This window comes from Stenotrophomonas genospecies 3 (assembly GCF_054473855.1).
Window position 1 is genome coordinate 1 of the sequence record NZ_JBTMUR010000038.1, and the last position, 1,261, is coordinate 1,261.

Sequence of the window (1,261 nt, forward strand, 5' to 3'; positions counted from 1 at the left end):
TGTAGCAACTGTGTTGCTGGAGAGTCTCAGGCCCGTCAGGTAAACGGGCACGGTAGTGCCGGCCGCTGGCCGGCAGCCTTTGGTCTTTCGCCCTGGCTCGCCTCAGGCGGGGACTAGCTCGCTTTCAGCGTCGCGCACACGGGCGTTGAGGATGACCAGCATCTTCCGCATTACTGCCACGATGGCCACCTTGCCTTCCTTGCCGCGGGCTCGTAGCGACTGGTAAAAATCGCGCAGCCGAGGTTCATGCCGCATGGCCGACATTGCCGCCATGTAGAGCACTTGCCGGATTTCGGCTCTTCCACCGTGGATGCTTCGTTTTCCTCTCATCGTGCCGCTGTCGTGGGACATCGGGGCTACCCCGACCAGGCTGGCGATGCGCTTGCCAGTGATCCTGCCAAGCTCTGGCAGATAGCTGGCTAGAACTGCCTGCAGCACAGGCCCTACGCCCTTCATCGACTTCAGCATCTTCAGTTGAGGCTGCTGACCAACCTGCTCGACGATCTGCTTGCCCAGACGCTCAACCAACGTTTGTAGGCGGGTGATGTTGCCCTGCAGTAGTCGGCGCAGTTCACGATCAAGCACCATTTCCTGCTGCTGCCGCGCGATGGTCAGGGCGTCTATCGCCTGCCGACGTGCCCGAACGAACTCCCGCATCTTCTGCTGCCAAGACTGCAGCGGCTGATAGGGAGGCAGCTTCACCAGGGCGGCCATCTGTGCCAACGCGTAGGCATCCAAACGGTCGGTTTTGGCAATCTGACCCAACCCCTGAGCCAGTTTCCGGGCGCGCAAGGCATTGGCACGGACCACCGGATGACCGGCCTTGTGCAGGAAATCCAGCACAGGCTGCTCATAGCCACCTGTGGCTTCAAGCACGATCTGGCGGGTCGGACGCTTCTTCAGCCAAACATCCAGTTCAGAAAACCCGGAGCGGTTGTTGCCGACCTGCAGGGTTTCTCCGTCCGTCGTACCGATATCCAGCTGACGCTTGCTGACATCAATCCCGATCCCGTTCATCACCTGACTCCGTATAGTCTGGAAGGGTCGAGAGCTCCCCCGCTTGCCCAGTCTTATCGCTTCGAGTGGTCGCTCCAGCAACTGTTCGGGCGGATCAAGGGAGATTCCGGCGTGGGCGCCAAGCTACATGGCGATCGTCGCGATCCTGGTTACGGATCGTCGAGATCTAGGCTCGCACGGCGGCCCACGCCGGCTCTCGACGCCTACGCTGCCAGATTCCGATCAGATAAGGCTTGGCAGCCGC

The 1,261-nt window shown here is 61.1% G+C and carries 1 protein-coding gene; it reads right to left on the reverse strand.

Annotation, left to right across the window (positions count from 1 at the left end; translation table 11 throughout):
• Positions 1-102 precede the first annotated feature (102 nt).
• Positions 103-1,017 (reverse strand): IS110 family RNA-guided transposase, encoded by a 915-nt coding sequence (locus ACX9OT_RS21815; RefSeq protein ID WP_459003664.1) that lies wholly within the window; start codon positions 1,015-1,017, stop codon positions 103-105.
• Positions 1,018-1,261: the final 244 nt, after the last annotated feature.